Annotated in this window: 20 protein-coding genes and 1 pseudogene; 19 read left to right on the top strand and 2 right to left on the bottom strand. The window is 39.9% G+C overall.

What is annotated here, in order from left to right; translation table 11 throughout:
- The first annotated feature begins 20 nt into the window (after window positions 1-20).
- From rd to BM056_RS20720, 7 genes are all read left to right on the top strand, one after another.
- On the top strand, window positions 21-704 hold the full coding sequence (gene rd / locus BM056_RS20690; RefSeq protein ID WP_092474025.1) for a rubredoxin: 684 nt from the start codon (window positions 21-23) through the stop codon (window positions 702-704).
- 871 nt (window positions 705-1,575) lie between these two features.
- The gene (locus tag BM056_RS20695; RefSeq protein ID WP_092474027.1) at window positions 1,576-2,163 is read left to right on the top strand and encodes a DUF1638 domain-containing protein; all 588 of its coding nucleotides are present in this window, start codon (window positions 1,576-1,578) and stop codon (window positions 2,161-2,163) included.
- Between the two features lie 70 nt (window positions 2,164-2,233).
- Window positions 2,234-2,863 carry a DUF3786 domain-containing protein gene (locus tag BM056_RS20700; protein ID WP_092474029.1) on the top strand — a complete coding sequence of 210 codons (630 nt, stop codon included), beginning with the start codon at window positions 2,234-2,236 and terminating at the stop codon, window positions 2,861-2,863.
- Window positions 2,864-3,566: 703 nt separating this feature from the next.
- A complete protein-coding gene (locus BM056_RS20705) occupies window positions 3,567-4,142 on the top strand; it encodes a GNAT family N-acetyltransferase (RefSeq protein ID WP_092474031.1) in 576 nt (191 codons plus the stop codon).
- Window positions 4,143-4,160: 18 nt separating this feature from the next.
- Window positions 4,161-4,406 carry a LysE family translocator gene (locus tag BM056_RS20710; RefSeq protein ID WP_092474033.1) on the top strand — a complete coding sequence of 82 codons (246 nt, stop codon included), beginning with the start codon at window positions 4,161-4,163 and terminating at the stop codon, window positions 4,404-4,406.
- 440 nt (window positions 4,407-4,846) lie between these two features.
- Window positions 4,847-5,485, top strand: a complete 639-nt coding sequence (locus BM056_RS20715; RefSeq protein ID WP_092474035.1) for a nitroreductase family protein — start codon at window positions 4,847-4,849, stop codon at window positions 5,483-5,485.
- Between the two features lie 165 nt (window positions 5,486-5,650).
- Window positions 5,651-6,376: a CPBP family intramembrane glutamic endopeptidase gene (locus BM056_RS20720; RefSeq protein ID WP_238456578.1), complete on the top strand. Its 726-nt coding sequence runs from the start codon at window positions 5,651-5,653 to the stop codon at window positions 6,374-6,376.
- Between the two features lie 172 nt (window positions 6,377-6,548).
- Here BM056_RS20720 and BM056_RS26975 read toward each other — a convergent pair.
- Window positions 6,549-6,650, bottom strand: a pseudogene (locus tag BM056_RS26975) (tyrosine-type recombinase/integrase); the annotation flags it as partial.
- Between the two features lie 343 nt (window positions 6,651-6,993).
- Here BM056_RS26975 and BM056_RS20725 point away from each other — a divergent pair.
- The 4 genes from BM056_RS20725 to BM056_RS20740 all read left to right on the top strand — a co-directional run bounded on the left by BM056_RS20725 (window position 6,994) and on the right by BM056_RS20740 (window position 9,185).
- Window positions 6,994-7,374: a DMT family transporter gene (locus BM056_RS20725; protein WP_092474039.1), complete on the top strand. Its 381-nt coding sequence runs from the start codon at window positions 6,994-6,996 to the stop codon at window positions 7,372-7,374.
- Window positions 7,375-7,576: 202 nt separating this feature from the next.
- A complete protein-coding gene (locus BM056_RS20730) occupies window positions 7,577-7,975 on the top strand; it encodes a hypothetical protein (RefSeq protein ID WP_092474041.1) in 399 nt (132 codons plus the stop codon).
- Window positions 7,976-8,000: 25 nt separating this feature from the next.
- Window positions 8,001-8,312 (top strand): hypothetical protein, encoded by a 312-nt coding sequence (locus BM056_RS20735; protein WP_092474043.1) that lies wholly within the window; start codon window positions 8,001-8,003, stop codon window positions 8,310-8,312.
- Between the two features lie 36 nt (window positions 8,313-8,348).
- Entirely contained in the window at window positions 8,349-9,185 is an 837-nt protein-coding gene (locus BM056_RS20740; protein WP_092474045.1) for a VanW family protein, read from the top strand.
- Between the two features lie 146 nt (window positions 9,186-9,331).
- Here the strand turns inward: BM056_RS20740 and BM056_RS20745 are convergent, their stop codons facing one another.
- A complete protein-coding gene (locus BM056_RS20745) occupies window positions 9,332-10,201 on the bottom strand; it encodes a glycosyl hydrolase family 18 protein (protein WP_238456579.1) in 870 nt (289 codons plus the stop codon).
- Between the two features lie 865 nt (window positions 10,202-11,066).
- On the opposite strand from BM056_RS20745, the gene BM056_RS20750 reads away from it, so the two are divergent.
- The 8 genes from BM056_RS20750 (at window position 11,067) to BM056_RS20785 (ending at window position 18,352) form a co-directional block, all read left to right on the top strand.
- Window positions 11,067-11,729 (top strand): hypothetical protein, encoded by a 663-nt coding sequence (locus tag BM056_RS20750; RefSeq protein ID WP_092474050.1) that lies wholly within the window; start codon window positions 11,067-11,069, stop codon window positions 11,727-11,729.
- Between the two features lie 245 nt (window positions 11,730-11,974).
- Window positions 11,975-12,637, top strand: a complete 663-nt coding sequence (locus BM056_RS20755) for a Dph6-related ATP pyrophosphatase (protein WP_092474053.1) — start codon at window positions 11,975-11,977, stop codon at window positions 12,635-12,637.
- 838 nt (window positions 12,638-13,475) lie between these two features.
- Window positions 13,476-13,742, top strand: a complete 267-nt coding sequence (locus tag BM056_RS20760; protein WP_092474055.1) for a hypothetical protein — start codon at window positions 13,476-13,478, stop codon at window positions 13,740-13,742.
- Between the two features lie 59 nt (window positions 13,743-13,801).
- A complete protein-coding gene (locus BM056_RS20765) occupies window positions 13,802-14,200 on the top strand; it encodes a hypothetical protein (protein ID WP_092474057.1) in 399 nt (132 codons plus the stop codon).
- A gap of 63 nt (window positions 14,201-14,263) precedes the next feature.
- Window positions 14,264-14,938 carry a DUF5673 domain-containing protein gene (locus tag BM056_RS20770; protein ID WP_092474059.1) on the top strand — a complete coding sequence of 225 codons (675 nt, stop codon included), beginning with the start codon at window positions 14,264-14,266 and terminating at the stop codon, window positions 14,936-14,938.
- A 298-nt stretch (window positions 14,939-15,236) separates the two neighbouring features.
- Window positions 15,237-15,704, top strand: a complete 468-nt coding sequence (locus BM056_RS20775; RefSeq protein WP_092474061.1) for a sigma factor-like helix-turn-helix DNA-binding protein — start codon at window positions 15,237-15,239, stop codon at window positions 15,702-15,704.
- Window positions 15,694-16,413, top strand: coding sequence for a DUF1287 domain-containing protein (locus tag BM056_RS20780; RefSeq protein ID WP_092474063.1), 720 nt, complete (start codon window positions 15,694-15,696; stop codon window positions 16,411-16,413). The genes BM056_RS20775 and BM056_RS20780 overlap by 11 nt, the downstream gene beginning before the upstream one ends.
- A 223-nt stretch (window positions 16,414-16,636) precedes the next feature.
- Complete coding sequence (locus BM056_RS20785) at window positions 16,637-18,352, top strand: sigma-54-dependent Fis family transcriptional regulator (RefSeq protein ID WP_092474065.1); 1,716 nt, start codon at window positions 16,637-16,639, stop codon at window positions 18,350-18,352.
- Window positions 18,353-18,354 lie beyond the last annotated feature (2 nt).

The raw sequence follows: 18,354 nt of genomic DNA on the forward strand, positions 1-18,354 counted from the left end.
AATGAAAAGGAGGCTGTTGCATGAACAGCAAAGCTTTGTATCTAATCAGCTATGGGCTGTACGTAATTACCTCATGCAATGGTGAGATCAAAAACGGCCAGGTGGCCAATACCGTTTTTCAAATTTCCTCGGACCCGGTTACTATTGCAGTAAGCATTAACAAAAACAACCTGACAAACCAGTTTATCAGGGAAAGCAAACTTTTTACCGTATCAGTATTATCCAAGGATGCGCCCCTATCCCTTATCGGAAACTTTGGCTTCAAATCCGGACGGGATGTGGATAAATTTTCAAATGTTAACTATGCTACTAACGGGACCGGCGTAGCCTACTTAACTGAAGGTACCCTTGCCTATCTGGCAGCGGAGGTAATAGACGAGGAGGATGCCGGTACACACACTATATTTATAGGTAAGGTAACTGAAGCGGAAGTCTTAAAAGATGGAGTTCCCATGACCTATGCCTATTACCACCAGGTGAAAAAAGGGGGAACTCCCAAAACGGCCCCGGTAGCAGTGCCAAAGGAGAAAGGAGGAGAAAACAAGATGGATAAATATGTATGCTCAGTTTGTGGGTACGTTTATGATCCGGAGGCGGGTGATGAGGAACACGATATCACTCCCGGCACACCCTTTGAAAAACTGCCAGATGACTGGGTTTGCCCCGTTTGTGGCGCGGGTAAAGAGGAGTTTGAAAAAGAGTAACCACCTTTGAAAAAATTCAAGATCAACATCCTTTCAATGACGGTATTTTCTTATGGATTGCAGCGGTTTTATTTAGTATTCCCGTATTATTATTACTTCTTCTTAAAAATGATCTTTTTCATTTATTTAACATTCTTTCGTATGGTTTAGGTTTTTTACTTTCTTTGAGTATTATACTTTTATTTATTTATTATGGAATAAAAATAAGATATTAACAAGAATAAATGAGCTGGGGTAAAGAACCCATAGCTTTTTATTTTGGTAAGACACATAATATTTGTTGATGCAATGCAACGTCTTGGATACGTAGTAGAGACAAAAATTCTTCGGGCTTGCGATTGTTGAATTACTGAGCAGATGACCTTCTCCATCTCTGCTACTTAGACATCAAGTATGGTGCGGATTCCGGCACATACCATGCCGTTGCTCCTGCTGCTGTCAGCTTCGTTGGTACTACCCAAACCTAAGAACTCGGGAGCAACGGGATTTAGTTTGCAAAAAGCTATTATGTGTATATACTTATATTAAAGATATTAAGCAATGAGGTATTATTTGGCTTAATTTTTTTACTTTAATATGTGCATATACATATATAAGAAGGAAGATAATTTGATAAAAAAAATGACCAGGTTATTTTACGTTCAAATCACCTGAGGGAAATCTTTTTAAGTGCCGGTGCGGATAACGTAGGGTTTGTGGAAATCGAGTGTCCGGCTCTCAGTGATTATAGGGAGACAATACTGTTTTAACATATACACGGTTGCAGAGCATATGTTCTTTGTAAAAAATGGGGGTGTAAAAGATTAAAGCTATAATTTTAACGTGTCGCACTATAGAGGATGAGATTAATTACGTCCTGAATGAAGGTAACATGGATTACCCGGTGATTTTCATGGAGCCTGGGCTTCATGAAAATCCGGAAAAACTGAAAGATGCCTTACAAAAAATGATTAACCAGTTAAGTAATGTGGATTTTATTCTATTGGGGTATGCCCTTTGTGGTAATGGATTGATTGGTTTAACGAGTAAAAATGCCACCCTGGTTCTACCGCAGTATCATGATTGTATAGCTATGCTTTTGGGATCAAATGAACGATACCGCGCAAATCTAGGCAGTGAAATTGGCGGCCTTTTTTTAACCGGAGGTTGGCTGAAATATTTTAATCCCAAACAAAAATTTTATGAAGATTGGCTCCCCAGGTTTGGGCACGATAAAGCATTAAAGTATGGCAAACGTATGCTGGCCGACTATAAAAGAATTATCTTGGTGGAAAATGAGTCATATGATGTGGATGCGACTTTCCTGGAAATGAGAGAACCGGCGAAGTTTTTTGGCTTAGAAGAGCACAGAATGCGGGGGACCCTGGATGTGATACGGAAACTTGTTAAAGGCGAGTGGGATGGAAATTTTCAGATTGTACCTCCAGGGCGGAAAACGGAACTTTGGGATCTAGTATAGTTATTACCCTATCTCTCGGCAGGTAAGAGCTAGAATGGTTATTTGCGACGCACAATGAAGGGAGTATCTTATGAGTGGTGGTTATGAAAAAAATTATGAAAGCCTTTTACCCAGATTGAGCAAATGCGATTTTTTAGAGATCGCCGAACGGCTTGGTCTGTCACTTCAGCCAGACGGTACTCTATCTGTCAATTTTCTTGGCCGAGAATACGAAATTAGTTCCCGCGGTGTTAATCCGACGGACGGTAAGCCGGTTAATGTCAACAATCGCAGTGTACTGGCTTACTATACATTGTCCAAAGGAGTGGGTGAGCCTGCATTCTCATATGTGCCGATTTATTATTTTGCCGGCACAGGGATGATATTCAGTAAAGATTTAAAATGGATGACCGCTCCGCTCGGTAAAACATTCAGTGGAAATTATATAAAATTCAGTGAAACTATGTGCAAATTAGGTGGAGTTTTTAACGGCAAGCTGAAATCAGACGGCTATTCATGGCTTCTGAAAGCATTGCCGAAAATCCTCCTCCAAATTGTTTATTATGATGGAGATGATGAATTTCCTTGCGAAGTTCAGATTTTGTTTGATAAAAATGCTTCACGCTTTATGGAGTTTGAATGTCTGGCTTTTTTAGAGGGGTGCCTTGTAAGAGCGATGATTATGACTGCCAAAAAGGGAGACATAGCCGGATGGTTGTAATACTGGTATATATATAATGTCATAGACCACGCGGCCAAAGCCGGGGGCTTGTTAAAGCTCTACTATGACCAGCCTTAATATCAAGAACATTAACGTTTTCTCAGTTAAGATAGCGTGGGGTGCTTCTCCAGCTCCAGGCTCTATCGTTTGGTATTAAACAACAAACTAAACCTTTCGCCCACCTTGCTATAAAAAAGACTTAGTCGAGTGTTTTCGCTTCCAGGTCCTCAAAACCGAAGCTGTTATAAATCAACTGGTGCAATTAATTAAAGCAAATTTTTTTAGCATTGCCAAGACAAGAGCTTGCGCACGAAATGCCGCTATTTTTTACAGAACTGCAAAAGTGATTGAACCCCGAAGTGAAGACTGGCGAAATGGCTGGCATTCTGATAACAATGGAAGTAACATATTATTAGCGTTAAGAGTGAGCTAAAATAATGTATTTCCGGGGTCGAAGAGCCAAAATGTCATACGATGGATACACCCGGAATGCCCGTGAGGATAAACGGTATCAGTTTGGAGATTGTACCGGGTAGCCAATCAGTATGAACTAGGAATCCCGCGTCTTCAGCTGTGGGAAGTTTTCATATGCGATCGGTAGATGGATATGAGATACAATGCCAAATTTAGAATAATACATATTTGTAATGTTAAAATAATCCGACATCTATCCACTATTATTACAGTATGAAAGGATACTTATATGAATGAGAATATTACAATTCGTATGGCAACTGAATCAGATACAGAAGAAATACTAGCGATTTATGCACCATATGTTACAGATACGGCGATTACATTTGAATATGTTGTGCCGACAACAAAAGAATTTGCAGAAAGAGTAAGAAACATACTGAAAAAATATCCTTACTTGGTGGCATTAAGAGATAATGCTATTGTTGGATACGCTTATGCGTCTGCATTTAATAAACGTGCTGCCTATGGCTGGGCTGTCGAGACTTCTGTTTATGTTAAGCAAGAAGGCAGGAAAAATGGAATTGGAAAAAAATTATATCAGGTATTAGAAGAGATTTTAAAGAAACAGAATATTATCAACATGAATGCCTGTATTGCCTATCCAAATCCAGAAAGCATAGGATTTCATAAACATATGGGATATAAAACGGTAGGTCATTTTACTAAATGCGGATATAAATTTGATACGTGGTATGACATAATTTGGATGGAGAAGGTAATTGGTAAGCACACCATAAACCCAAAACCAGTTATTCCAATTATACAGTTAAACATTTTTGAAGAATATTCATTGACAAAATAATCGCACTGACAGGAGGAGATTTACTATTCTAAATACCTTGGTGCTTTTTATCTAATATATCTTGGTATTAGGCGCCTGTTAAGTAAAGACGACCACATTCCAATGGTAGTTCAGCATAAAAAACTATCGCATATATTCATCCAGGGAACATTTGTAGCAGTTTTAAATCCGAAAACCGCGTTATTCTTCCTTGCTTTTCTGCCTCAGTTTGTCGATGTGTCTCGGGAGTGCATAATTTTGACCCGCCATCAAGAGGAGCATTAGGGGCCGCTTCTAGGTTCCCAAGGAAAGGAAAATTGCGTTGCTGCTCATATAGTGTTTGCGTTGGTGGAAATATTAAACGCCATAAAAATCAGCTTCCCATTGGTACTATAAAAAGCACAAACAAACGATCCGAATGCATGGGTTGGATGCTTGTGCTTATTAACTTATAATGAGGAGAGAAATGGCCTGGCGTACTTCCCATTGAATTTCGTATCCGTTGGATAATCTGCCACCTTGTTATGAGCATTTGGTTAAGCAGGTTGAAACCGACGAGGCTTTCGTGTAACTAACCAATATGAATGGATAATAAGCGAGGATGGATGCCAACTTAATTAGGAGGAATAGTATGATCAGTGTCGGGATTGACGTCTCAAAGGGGAAAAGTGCAGTTTGTTTTATGAAACCGTATAGAGAGGATACAATTCAGGGGGAATGATTAAATGTCTATTAACCAAAACCTAGATGAGATAATTAAAGCTCGTCGCTCGATCCGTATGTTTACTTCAGAGATGCCTACTAAAAAGGACATTGAAACTATTGTTCAAGCAGGAGCTTTAACTCCCTTTGCAGCTTTAGCTAATACAGGTAAGGACGCACGCAAATTTTTCGTTGTTTCTAGAAACAATCCACTTCTTAACAAATTATCAAGCGTTGTAAAAAATCGGGCTGGTATCTTTGCCGAACAATTTAAAGCCCAAATAAATTCAAATCCAATACTGCAGGCTCAGGGACAAGGATTCTTAAAGCGTTTAGAACTGACTGCTCAGCAAGGACCTTTGGGAATTGGGAGTGCACCGTACTACATAGTGGTTGCAGAAAAAAGAGGAATTCCCGATGTTCAACATAAATCAATTGCCCATTGCATGGAAAATATGTGGTTAAAAGCAACGGCACTGGGCCTTGGTTTTCATTTAGTATCAATCACAACCCAGATGGAACAAGATGATGAGTTTTGTAATTTGCTTAATCTCCCGTTTGGTGAGTACAGATTAGATGGATGTGCTATTGGTTATCCTGCACAAAATCCGCCGCAACCTATACGTCCTAGAATTGATGAAGTGACCACCTGGTATATTTAACAATTGCATTTTGTAATCTGGTTAAATAATATAGGAGACAACCCTCTCTCAAAAAAGGGTCAAGCATCAGAAAGGATTGAAATTAAATTGGTATGCGACATAGGGAGGTTTATAACTAAATAGCCACAAAAACAGCTACGTTCGATAGGAAAGAAGAGGAGAAAAGTGGACGCAGTCATCCGAACTATTAGCTGGAGTAAAGCGGGTATGATTTTTCTGGGTTTCACGGCATATTTTCTTGCGCTTGTTAAAATTTTTATCCCTTTTATTAGGTTACAGTTCTCGGTCAATCCGGCTTTATATTGGTTCATCACTGGGTATTTGCTCTTTATTCCGCTATTAATATGTGCGATTTTATTAGCCCGGGCTGAAGGTTTTTCCGGTAAAAAAGAATTGCTAAAAGCGCTGTCAATTAAACCGATGACCTATGGGGATTGGAAGTATACAGTAACTTCAACCCTGTTGGCTTTTATTATGACGGGACTAATAATGGGAGTTTCTGCTTTTTTGAGCGATACCTTTGGCGTTAAACCATTGGACACTACTCCTTGGTTCATGGAGTTTAAGCCCTTTGTTGGCATGGAAAAACTCTTACTATTAGTTTGGTTACCAATGTTTGCTGCTAACATTTTGGGTGAAGAATTTTTGTGGCGCGGATATATTCAGACACGGCTTGAACAAAAAAATAACCACGCGTGGTTCTTTGTCGCGTTATTTTGGTTAATTTTCCATATCCCTTTTGGAGTGGATTTATTGCTTATTTTAATTCCCATAGTTCTAATCCTTCCTTATGCAGTACATAAAACCCAAAACACTACGGTTGGAATAATAATACATGCCTTGTATAACGGCCCATCTTTTATCTTGATATCTATGGGGCTTATTAATTAGTGTTTGCTGAGCCAATTCGCATTTCAACCAAATGAAGGTTTTTATAAAGAAAGATTATGCCCGTAATAGGCCGGAACAGCCGTAGCAGAAAAAAACACGGAGTCTGTGCTCAAAGTTCATCACCAGGAACTGCAGACAGATCACGCTTTCGGCAGTGTATTTCAGGCGTACCATAGAGTTTAACTTTGGTATAGTATTCGGCCTGGGTATGCTTGCTTAACCCTCTAAGTTCTACATCGAATTTTAGCTTGGCTAAAACCTCTTCTTTTGTTATAGTTCAAACATCTCCATTAAAATTGAATTAGCTCTATTTTAAAGGAGACCCATAAAAAAGGAACTGACTCTTTGCAGCATCAATTCAATTACACAGCTTTGAAAATATTACAGGAACTACCGAGCCAGCGGTTTAGTGCTATGAGCATAACACGAAGCTGATAAATTAGAATTTACCGGAGGGCAACCATGACAAGAATTAACATTGACGGAATACCGTCCCTGATATGAGGTGAGGATCAAGGCACCCGGTAAATAATGAAAAAAGTACACCTGAGGGCCGGTGCCCCTCTAAACTATAATTTTCAAGAGAACTTTGCTCCAAAGAAAGCGGGAAACCAGCAATGACACAAAAAGAAATACACCAGCATTACCTGCGGCTGATATTAGTAACCTTAATGTGGGGCGGCACTTTTGTGGCCGCGCGCTTTATTGTAAGGGAAGTGCCGCCTTTTACCGCCGCCTTCTTACGTTTTGCCATTGCCGCGGCTGTCTTATGGGTGGTTATGCGGGCGAGTGAAAAACCACCGGTTAAGATAAGTTTTAACCAGTGGCTGCTGCTGGCCTCTCTGGGGTTAACCGGTATTTTTATTTATAATGCGTTTTTCTTTACCGGGCTCAAATATACCACTGCAGGAAATGGTTCCCTGGTTATAGCAACTAATCCTGTGCTCACTGTCATTGTGACCTCCATAAAAAACGGATCCAATCTGGAAAATTGCTAGTGACGATTTATTTTGGCAAACCTTCTTTGTCCCCCCAAATGCTCTGCCGCGGATTATTCCCATAGTATTATGTGGATAATCCGCTTTTGCTGAAAAAACCTATCTCAGTTGTAACATTTTATAGCATTCGGATACCAATAATCAGAAGCGGTTTCCAATATGGCCATGCAGGTCTTATCTGATGTATTGGGGGTGTATTGATTTGGACACTTTCATAACATTTTTTAGCTATGCAAATGGCGGGGCAGGTTTAGGTATACTGGCACTGTATGGGGTTTTGGAGGTATATTTATCAGATTACTATAAAACCAAATTTAAAAATAAATGGATCAGGTTTGGCATTCCTGCTTTTCTTGCCTATTTAGGTGTTGCCATCATATGTTTTATCCTATCTCAGGATATTCGAGTTTTTATCTATCCGATAGTGTTACCAGTTATTACCGTATTATTAGAGGTTTACCAATCAAACCAAAAACCTAATCCACTTTTCCCGGCAAATAAAGATGAAGAAAAACGGCGCTATCCTTTGCGGTGTTTTGATGTTGTTTTTGTCTTTGTCGTAGTATTTTTAATGCACCTGCTTTTGCGAGCAGTTATTTGAAGTTTAATAAGGGGCTTATAGTTATATGATGACCAACAAAGCTAAAGGAAGTGAAACCCTTGGATTGTTATGCAAAACTTTCAGATATCTGTTTATCTCTTGGGTTTTATTAATTATTATCTCGTTATTATTTTGGCAAGAGCCTCTGAAAACAGCCTTTTCATTGATTGTTATTCCTTTTATCTATATTATAACCAAACTTCAGGGTGGTTCGGCAGATACGTTTGCTTGCGGAAAAGCTTCGGCATTCCATGCAATTTATAGTTTTGCCCTTATTATTATTCCAATAGGGTTGATCCTAATAAGGATAGTTAAGAAAAAATGGATCGCTGATTAAACAAGCAAATCTGATGTTGATGGAGTTTTTAAGTTTATGTTAAAACAACATGGCAGATATTCGCCTCCACAAATACGTTCAAGGATGCGCATGAGCATAGGGAGGTTTTACTTTACCTGGACGCGTTATGTCTCATGGTTGGTTAACTGGTCAAAATATGCGGGAACCAAGCAAAAGGAACCATTAAAATTTATTATCTATAATCATCAAACGCCATTGCTGCGGAAATTGCGTAACGTTGATATGTGGCTCCAACAAAATAAAATAAGGAATTTAAAAATTGCTGCCCAATGCCTTAATGATATTGTAATAAAACCGGGTGAAACATTTTCATTTTGGCGGGTAGTTGGTAAGCCGACTAAAAACAAAGGTTATGTGAAAGGTATGGTTTTATATAACGGAAGTATTACGCCTGAAGTGGGCGGGGGGCTGTGTCAGTTATCTAATTTAATATATTGGATGACCTTGCATACTTCTCTTACTGTAACCGAGCGATGGAGGCATAGTTATGATGTCTTTCCGGACGCAGAACGCACCCAGCCATTTGGTAGTGGCGCAACCGTGGCATATAACTATGTTGACCTCCAAATCAAGAATAATACGAATGAAATCTATCAATTAAACGTATGGGTTGGAGATGTGCATTTGCATGGCCAATGGCGATGCAGTCAACCTGAAAAATATTATTACCGGGTATACGAAACCAACCATATATTTACTCATGAACAGTGGGGAGGCTATATGCGTCATAATATTTTAAGGCGCAAAATTTTTGATATCAGCAATAACGTCATCGGAGATGATTATATAACTGAAAATCATTCCGTTATGATATATGCACCGCTGTTATCTGATGGGGAGCTGAACAATTAAAGAACCTCTATTACTGCGGTGTTACCCCTATGGCATACGTATTCTGTTGTGCCATGAAATGTGGCATATGCGGCTAACGGGATCGTTAGTAAAAATGTTGCACATTTTTTTACAGAAAGCCTAGGATCACTCTTCTATGTAACAAATTAATAACCAGAGAAAAGGTCCCAAATGCGTGGGTCTTCCAAGCCCAAGCGCCAGACGGCTATCCCGGGTATGCCCAATTGCCGGGCCAAATTCAGCCGGACCTGGAAACTCCGTACATCCTCAAACCAAACTATATGCGGAACACCGTTTTCAACATAGTTATAAGTTAATTCTTCTGTATTTTTATCGTACTGGATGGTGGCGTTATGCAAAGCAGCCCGGTTAATGGCTTCGGCATAGGATAGTTCCTCGGGTAGCCCGTTAGCCAAGATCCAATCCCGACCGTATACGGCCATGCCCAGGCGGATCTTGTGGCGCGGAATAACGGACATGGCATATGACAATACTTGCCGGACAAAGCCGATGGAGGCTATAGGGCCGGGCTCAGCCACATGCTCGTCATAGGCCAGCACATACATGGCGTCACTATAATTGCTCAAGGCGGGGTAACTGAACGCACCTGAAAAAGGATGAGTGGGGTCATCCTCAAGTTCCGGCGGTACGGAGATAGTGACCAGGAAACCGTAACATTTGAGGGTGTGGTAAAGTTCGGCCATAAAGGTGTTCATATAAGATCTGCCTTCTGGGGGAACGAATTCAAAGTCTATGTTTACACCGACAAATCTGTTTTTGATCAACATGTTTAAAATACTATTAACTAGAATTTGGCGCAGGTTCTCAGTTGTCAGCAAACGGTGGATGACAGGCCCGTACTCGGGACTTGCAAAATTGTGCACTATCGCCAATATGGGTAAATTTAATTGCCTGGCGAGAGCCACGGTCTCCGGGTCGGATTGGTCCACCAGTCCTCCCGTTTCGGTTACCCCAAACCAAAAGGGAACCAGGTAAGTGATTTCTCTACCGTGCATTTGCAGAGCCGTTTTAGCCGCTGGCGTTGTAACATAATACCAATTGTTTCCAAAACTATGATGTGGATAGAACATGTCAACATCTCCCTTCGCAAGATATCCTTAACCATATTATGGTAGATAATTTGATTTTGTGTGCAAAAGCTAATCAATTAAAAAAGACTACGTAAAAATTTAAAGTACGGTAAAAAAGTAGCTGTCACCATTTCCACGCCTGATCAGACAAGCGTAATCAAAAAGGGAAAAGAATATGCCGGAGAGTGGTTCGATAATGTATGTTTCGGCAGCGTTATGCTTACCACCTATACCGGAGGGTTTTTGAGTGAAACTGGGGAATTGCTGGCTTAACACAGCCTATAATAAGTGAGATTATTTATCTATCCTCGTCTTAAATTGATTTGTTTTGACGACTATTTTTTTAACGGACTCATTATTGACTGGATAGTGCAGTCCAAAATAAATGATTCCCAGACTAATTGCTCTGCCCAATTTCCCCCAAAGGGGGCAGCCCAGAAATCAAGTCGTACTTCAGCCGATGGTACCCGTAGAGATTGTTTGATCAATGCCTAATAATCAGGCCGGGAGGCGTTTGGTTGAACGGAAGAAGTATGAAATAACGTTAAAAATTGGGAACTTGTCAATATGTAATTTCGTCCATTAAATAAACAGAAAGAAACTCCATGCTTTCCCAAAACAATTCTTTGCTAATTAAAAGCGCGGCTGTTTAGTGGGCAATCAGTAGGGGCTTGTTAATGATAGGGACCTATAAGCTTGGTAAAAGACAAAAATCTTAAATTGATTGTTTTCTGGTAATTATATGTACCAGCCGGACGGGTGAAAGTTTTTTATTATTGGGGGAAATTCAATGAAATTAAGGCTATCATTTATCTTTATAGCTGTACTTATAATTACCTTGGTTGCACCCGGGGCAACTCTGGCCTGTTGGATTAATCTTTCTTCGCAAGAACTAATTCAACAAGCTGACGTTCTTCTGATTGGCGATATAGTTGGCCCGATTGGTGAAGAAAAAATAAAATTACAGGGATTATCGGAATCACGGTGGGTTACAAAGTGGAAAGTAAAAGTATATTACTACTTAAAGGGCAGCCAAAAATCAAATGAGTTCATAGTGGCAACTCCAGGGGCGGAAAACAAATCAATCATGACATCTGCGGACTATAGGCTGGATCAATGGGGCCATACGGTTTTACTTTTTTTGCGATCAGGAGAGGGTTTATATGAGCCCCTGTCACCGCAAGGGGTGGTTAACCTGCAAAAAAATGAATCCTCTCAAAAAACAGAAGGACCTCTAAACGGCCAATTCATTTTGGATCAATTTGAAATTGTTGACCGAAAAATTTCTCCGACAGAAAAAAGTGAATTGGAAAAGTTTATTTTGCAAAACAATCTTTTTGCCAGCCCAAACAACGTTACTGAAGCCCACTCGTTCAATCTAAAAGGGTTTACGGAATTAGAGTTGCCAAGCAAAGGAGGCAAGCCTTTGATAATTTACTGCTTAATTGCTTGATTTTGTTCTTTATTAATATAGTAATATTATGGTTGTAGTTGCAGTTTTTAGCATATATTGCTTGCATGGCATCTTCCAATGTTAATGATGTTCTAGCTACGCAAGCCATATAACTAATATAGTTGGGTCGTTGATGCTTATTATTGGATTATCCATATGCAGGGCCAAGGAAGATTGCTGTTGATACTTTTGAGATAGGAATGAAGTGTAACTATATTAAATTGAAGAGAGGTTCTGAATGACGGATGGATATAAATAAAAATTGTTTTATTTCGTGGAGTGGTGGAAAAGATTCCTGTCTTGCTTTCTATAAAGCTTTAGAGCAGTTATATAACCCAAAGAAATTGCTTACCATGTTCAGCATGGAAAATGGAATAAGCTCAGCCCACAGATTAAAGAAAGAAATCATTAAAGCTCAGGCTGGTGCAATTGGTATTGAATGTTCAATAGGGGAAGCATTGTTTAATGATTATGAAGAAGTATTTGTTTCCAACATTAAGCTATTTAAAGAACAGGGTATAGACTATGGGATTTTCGGCGATATCAATTTAGATGAGCACAGGCAGTGGGAGGATAGAGTATGTAAAAGAGCCTCTATTACTGCGGTGTTACCCTTATGGCATAAGGATAGAAAAGAATTGGTGAAGGAGTTTTTAAACGCGGGTTTTAAAGCCAAGATAGTAGTAGTTAATACAACAATGCTGGATGGCAGATTTTTGGGACAAGACTTGAGTTTCTCCTTAATGGAAGAAATTGAAGCGTACGGTGCAGACGTATGTGGGGAAAATGGTGAGTATCATACAGTGGTATATGATGGGCCAATCTTTAAAAAGCCTGTTGATTTAAAATTTAGTACCGAGATACTTCCTGTAGGAGAGATGTGGGCTCAAATTGAGGTTAGTATTTAATTACTTAATTCCCAATATTTTTTGAGGTTTACCCAGTAAAATTAGGGAGGATCAATCCGGCAAAGATCCCTTGTGCCAATTTCCCGGTTCAACAAGGGGGAGGCGAATAAAATCTTCAAAGAGGCCAGGGAATTCAGGACACTACTTGCGCTGATTTTTTCCGGTATAATATCAGAACCGGTTCTATGAAGCCTCTCGAACTGTTTTGATGGAAATCGGCTTTAAAAGAGAGCTACACGTGGACCAGTTATGTCAATTCTTTATCAAGTTAAAAAGCCGTAACTTTATTTCTATTTTCTTATTTTTTGCAGTACCGCTTGAAAAAATTTTACGATCTGTCCGCCAATACAATTTGCTGCGATCATAAAAATCTTTATGATAAATATCATTATTAAGAAAACGATTAGGAATCTTAAAATGTAATACACAGTATCCATGTATGATTTTCTCCTTAACATCTAAATATCATCAAAGCTTATACTGGGGAAAGTAACCTGATTACTTTTCCTACTAATGGAAAAAGATATCTGTATTGGTATATCTTTATTTAGTATGACGTTCTAATTCTATGATTAGTTCCAAATAAGGCTTGGTGGGATAAGGTACCTGTTCCCCTGCCCCACCACTGGAGTATTATCATAATATTATGTGGATAATCCGCTTTTTGCTGATAAAATGCTATCTCAGTTGTAACGTTTTATAGCATTCGGATACAAATAATCAGGAGCAGTTTCTGATATGGCCATGCAGGTTTTATCTGGTCAAAAAACCACCTATAGATAAGCTAAAGCGTGGAACCAAGCTTTATGATCATTTTACTGATTAGAGGTGAGTGTCTTTGAATAAGTTCACCATAAATAAAAATAAAGCCCTGGGTTATTTATTTTTTGGTATTATTATTCTGGCGTTTATTATAGCGTATGAAAATGACTTTAGCCGTTCAATTGGAGATAAATTTTTAAATAGTATTGGGTTAAAGGCTTGGTCTCGTGGAAGAACGGGTCTCCATTATACTTTCTTCCTCTTTGTTTCCTTGTTGGTAGCAGGTATCATGGGTGCCAGGCATTATTTAAAAGATGAATGTCCAAATATTAAAAAAAACTGACAATTGCATGTGTCTTATTAATATTTTTTACACAGCCAATTATTTCATCAGCCAACAATGTGATAAAAACATATGCCAAAGGTTTAAAGTCTATAGAATATATTTCGGATGAAAGTAAGGGTATTTTTAAGAGTAATGAAGATAACACGCATTTAAGGTTTTATTGTTCTATAAAACTTAAAAATCATGGGCACGAAAAGCTGGTGTTTTATATAAAATATATTCCCAGTGAACATATCAAAAAGGAATTTGCCTGCGGTGAATACGCCGTTGCCATAGATAGTAACGGTAAACCCAAGGAGTTTGTTTTAAGCCCGAATTCTGAAACTGTTGTAAATGCTATGTTTGAAATGAAACAGAAACAGGGTATCTATAACGGGTGTGGCACTATAAAAAATTTTAGTATCGAGCTATTTAACGATAATCAAATAAAGGTATTTAAATATAAATATGATTAAACTTTGTTTGGCAAAAAAAACGGGAACAGTTAAATAATTGATGTTTAGATGGGGAGGGTAATTTTGACTGAAAAGGTATTTTTTTTATTTATAGCAGGCATTGTTTCATTTACATTAATTCAAATAATTACGGACCAGATTAAAAGGAAACGAATTAGAGATAAAATAATTTTAAAATTAAATAGAAATTATTCTCAATTATTATTGGGGCTGATTTGGCTTGCATTTTTTTTAATATGGTCTTTTTTACTTATAACCGAGGCCCAGGAGTTGTACCATTCATTAGGTAGTACTTATATTAATAGTGTCTACCAGGTTTTGGACTTGGGTTATTTACAATCTTTAAGAAGTTATTTTTATGAAAATTCAATGCTAAGAGAATTAAATAATATAGCCTCTTATCAGCATCAATTGCCGAGTAAGCTAGTTTGGGTTTTTGGCTCCGCCTGTCTTTCCATATTGTATTTTTATAAGGGATGCCGGCATATTGAATTTATTGATAACGGAATATTTCTATCCGGGCAAATTATTAGGTGGGACGAGATCATTAATTTTAAATGGAGTAGCGAAAAGAAGCCATTGGGCAAAAACGATAGATATTATGATTTGTTGTTAACACTAAAGAAATCAAAGCTCATAGCTTTTTTTGGTGTACATAATCAATTAGAAATTAAAGTTAATATGAAAAATAAAGATATTGTTAATAGCCTTTTGGAAAGCCATATAAATATTATTTAAACCAAAATGACTGACGGTTTCCGGAATGAATACTGGTGAACGGGTAAAAAACACATAAAGATGCCCCATGTTTGTAAAAACCAGACAATAAATACCGGGCGGCAGCAATTAAATTTAAACCTTATCACTAAAAGGGGCGGCATTAGTGGAAGCCAATAATATGATTAAAGCGGAAGCTGCAAATATTATTTTACGGGTACTAGTCACGAATTGTCATTTGGGTGTGTTTTTATTTGCAGGAATACTATAAAAACATGCCCGGCCATATTCCCGGGTGTTGTTTATGAGGGGATAGTAAGTGGCTCGATTAACCGAAATTGATAATTTCCATGACACGCCCAAAAAGGTCTTTAACTGCGTCTATAATATCTGTTTCAGGCTCACCGGGAACCATGTTAAAGCTGGTGAACTGGTTAAAGCGACTTTTATTGACGGAGGTTACCCCATAGATCCGATTGCTTTGATTACGGTGCTGTGCGCAAGCTTTATCAGCTGGAGCAGGGCTGACCCCGGGACCGGTTGGTACCTGCCTGGGTTGTCACTGCACCAGCAGGCGCTGCTGCAGCTTGCGCCGCTGGAAAGGCTGGTCGTTGTTTTACATGACGTAGCGGGGTTTGATTACGATGAAATTGCCCGTGTAACAGGTTTCGTTAGGTCCGACGTGGCTAAGCTGCTGGCAAGTGGCAGGTTGGCGCTTCGGGATAAACTTATTCCATCCCGCTCGGCGGGTGAGAGTAAACCGGGAGGCTTGATTAATGCCGGTTAATGTAAATAAATCAGGCCCAAAAAACCGCTGTTTTTTATCAAAGGACCTTGGGGTAGTCTGCTTTTTATTTGTAGTATTGTTTTTAGCAGCTGGTTGTAGTACGACGGCAAATCAACCGCCTGGTGAAAAAACAAAGGAAATAAATAAACCGTCACCATCCCCTGTGGAATTAATTCCGGAAGAAAAGCTATGCGTATACGACCTGGCGGTTTTGGGCGCCCGCCAAGAAGTAATAAATGCCGTTAGCTATGACGCTGCTTATCGCAAGCTTGATTACCCGGACGGAGATGTCCCGCCGGACCGCGGCGCCTGTACCGATGTAGTGATCAGGGCCTACCGCAACGCGGGTATAGATCTGCAAAAACTAATTCACGAAGACATGCAAGCTGCTTTTAAATCCTACCCACAAAACTGGGGCTTGGATGGCCCTGATCCCAATATTGACCACCGGCGTGTTCCAAACCAAATGAAATTTTTTGAAAGGCATGGTCAGGCATTAACTTTGTCGACTGCAAAAGCTGACCTTGCAGACTGGCAATGGGGTGACGTGGTGTATTGGAAGTTCACCAATGGGCTCGAGCATTGTGGTATTATCAGTGATAGAAAAAATGATCAGGGAATGCCTCTGGCAATTCATAATGCGGGATTGGCACGGGAAGAAGATTGTCTGGAGCGTTGGGAGATTATCGGCCATTATCGCTATCCATAATTTATATCAGGCAACTGGTTGGCTGCTTAAATTAACCTTGTGTCGCTGTTCTTTTAGAATGGAGCCGGTTCTTTCAATTGCCGGTATCGGGCATGGGATGTATAACTTAACACCATATAATGTCAAAAGAGGGAAGCTCAGCTTCCCTGCTTTTGTTAAAAGGATATAATGAATAGATGCTAAAATAAACAATAATGAATCTAATATTAAAGGACGTGTTACGGTGAAATTATCACAGTTTATGACCGGCAATCCCGTTACTTTAAAAGAAAATTGCACCATCAAGGAAGCCGCTGAGCTATTTACCCGTCATTCTATAGACGGTGCCCCGGTGCTTGATGAACAGGGAGAAATTTGCGGCATATTCACCAAAACACACCTGTACCGGGCTATTGTAAATGATTACTCTCATGATATGACGGTTGGTCGGCTGATGAAAAGGGACGTAAAAACCATTAGCCTGGAAAGTTCTGCTGAAAGTGCCTGGCAGTTGGCCCAGGAGCAGCAGGTAGGCAGGCTGCCGGTTAAGGACGGGCAAGGCAATCTGGTGGCTATGGTAACCCGCACCAACCTGGTGCAGGCGTTTGAGCAAAAAATGCTTGATACTATCAACAGGCTCAGTGAAACAACAGAACTCTACGAGGAATTAAATGCCGTAATTAATTCTTCTTACGACGGTATAGTTGTGTTGGATAAACAGGGAAAAGTAGTGCAGGTAAATAACGCTTTTACTAAAATGGGACTGTCCATTAACGAAACCATTTATGCTTTGGCCCAAAAAGCCATAGCAAAGAAAGATGCGGTTACCAAAGTGCATCGTCTGCCATCAGGCAAGGATTTGCTGCTGACAGCAAATCCTGTTCAGCGTGATAATAAAAGCAAAGTTACGAAAGTAGTTGTCAATTGCCGGGATATTACAGAGCTAAACAATTTGCGCCGTGAAGTAGAAGCCGGCAAAGAATTATACGAAGTTTACCATACCGAGTTGGAAACGCTGCGCACTAAGTACCTGGGCCACACATTGGTTTGTGAAAGCCCGGTTATGCGCAATGTTCTGGATCTGGCCGTCAGAGTGGCCAAGGTGGACTCCACCATACTCATTCTTGGTGAGTCTGGGGTTGGCAAAGATGTGGTCACCCGATTGATTCATAAAGCCAGTAAACGGTCCGGTGAGCCATTTATCAGGGTCAATTGCGGGGCGATTCCGGAAAACTTGCTGGAGTCGGAGCTGTTTGGTTATGAACCGGGGGCGTTTACCGGGGCAAGCCGTGAGGGAAAGCCCGGCCTGTTGGAATTAGCGCACCAAGGGACTTTGTTCCTGGACGAAATTGCTGAGCTGCCTTTGGCATTGCAGGTTAAATTGTTAAATGTTATCCAGGAGCGAGAGGTTACCCGGTTAGGCGGTATCAAAGCTGTGGAGGTGGATATACGCCTGATTGCGGCAACGAATCAAAACCTTGAAGACATGGTTAAGAAGGGAAAATTTAGAGGTGATTTGTATTACCGTTTAAATGTAGTTCCCATCACTATTCCGCCTCTGCGTGAACGGAGCAGCGACATCCCGGCTCTGGTAATCCACTTTTTGCGCAAATTCAATGAGAAATACCACCTGAACAAAAGCATTGCGGCCGATGCCATGGATTACCTGACGGGGTATCATTGGCCCGGGAATGTGCGGGAACTGGAAAATCTAATTGAACGACTGATGGTCATCAATACGCATGATGTTATAACAGCTAAAGATTTACCTATAGTTTTTTTGCAGAGCAGCCAAACAGTTGGCAAAGCTGCGGGGAATCAGAGCTTAAGCTCGGAAAAGGAATTGATTGCCGAGCTGTACCAAAGAATGCGCAGTACCCGCAAAGTCGCTGAAGTAATGGGAGTTAACCAATCGACTGTGGTTAGAAAAATGAAGAAATACAACATTAAACCCGATTAAAT

The organism is Desulfotruncus arcticus DSM 17038, from assembly GCF_900113335.1.
In the GTDB taxonomy this organism is placed as follows: domain Bacteria; phylum Bacillota; class Desulfotomaculia; order Desulfotomaculales; family Desulfallaceae; genus Desulfotruncus; species Desulfotruncus arcticus.

What these genes read in the sequence shown, in the direction of transcription:
- rd (WP_092474025.1), top strand. Translation starts at nt 21, where the DNA reads ATGAACAGCAAAGCTTTGTATCTAATCAGCTATGGGCTGTACGTAATT.
- BM056_RS20695 (WP_092474027.1), top strand. Translation starts at nt 1,576, where the DNA reads ATGGATTACCCGGTGATTTTCATGGAGCCTGGGCTTCATGAAAATCCG.
- BM056_RS20700 (WP_092474029.1), top strand. Translation starts at nt 2,234, where the DNA reads ATGAGTGGTGGTTATGAAAAAAATTATGAAAGCCTTTTACCCAGATTG.
- BM056_RS20705 (WP_092474031.1), top strand. Translation starts at nt 3,567, where the DNA reads ATGAATGAGAATATTACAATTCGTATGGCAACTGAATCAGATACAGAA.
- BM056_RS20715 (WP_092474035.1), top strand. Translation starts at nt 4,847, where the DNA reads ATGTCTATTAACCAAAACCTAGATGAGATAATTAAAGCTCGTCGCTCG.
- BM056_RS20725 (WP_092474039.1), top strand. Translation starts at nt 6,994, where the DNA reads ATGACACAAAAAGAAATACACCAGCATTACCTGCGGCTGATATTAGTA.
- BM056_RS20735 (WP_092474043.1), top strand. Translation starts at nt 8,001, where the DNA reads ATGATGACCAACAAAGCTAAAGGAAGTGAAACCCTTGGATTGTTATGC.
- BM056_RS20740 (WP_092474045.1), top strand. Translation starts at nt 8,349, where the DNA reads ATGTTAAAACAACATGGCAGATATTCGCCTCCACAAATACGTTCAAGG.
- BM056_RS20745 (WP_238456579.1), bottom strand. Translation starts at nt 10,201, where the DNA reads ATGCACGGTAGAGAAATCACTTACCTGGTTCCCTTTTGGTTTGGGGTA.
- BM056_RS20750 (WP_092474050.1), top strand. Translation starts at nt 11,067, where the DNA reads ATGAAATTAAGGCTATCATTTATCTTTATAGCTGTACTTATAATTACC.
- BM056_RS20755 (WP_092474053.1), top strand. Translation starts at nt 11,975, where the DNA reads ATGGATATAAATAAAAATTGTTTTATTTCGTGGAGTGGTGGAAAAGAT.
- BM056_RS20780 (WP_092474063.1), top strand. Translation starts at nt 15,694, where the DNA reads ATGCCGGTTAATGTAAATAAATCAGGCCCAAAAAACCGCTGTTTTTTA.